Source organism: Stenotrophomonas sp. SrG (assembly GCF_050031795.1).
GTDB lineage: Bacteria > Pseudomonadota > Gammaproteobacteria > Xanthomonadales > Xanthomonadaceae > Stenotrophomonas > Stenotrophomonas rhizophila_A.
Window position 1 is genome coordinate 1 of sequence record NZ_JBNBBE010000938.1, and the last position, 242, is coordinate 242.

1 protein-coding gene is annotated in these 242 nt (G+C 69.0%); it reads right to left on the bottom strand.

Annotated elements, in window-relative coordinates; translation table 11 throughout:
- A partial coding sequence (locus ACQG3P_RS22250; RefSeq protein ID WP_426806264.1) for an NAD(P)-binding domain-containing protein occupies positions 1 to 234 on the bottom strand: 234 nt, incomplete at its 3' end.
- Positions 235 to 242: the final 8 nt, after the last annotated feature.

Sequence of the window (242 nt, forward strand, 5' to 3'; positions counted from 1 at the left end):
CTTCTGCACCAGGTCGGGGGTCAGCACGGCGACCAGGTCCGCATCCTTGACCGCCTCGGCCGGTGCCTTGACGGTGAAACAGTCGGCCTGTGCCTTGACCTCGGTCGGGCCGCCCGGACGCAGGCCGATGACCACGTCGCAACCGGATTCACGCAGGTTCAATGCGTGGGCGCGGCCCTGGCTGCCGTAGCCGACCACTGCGATCTTGAGCTGGGGCAGGTCGGTGGTGCTCATGGGGGCGG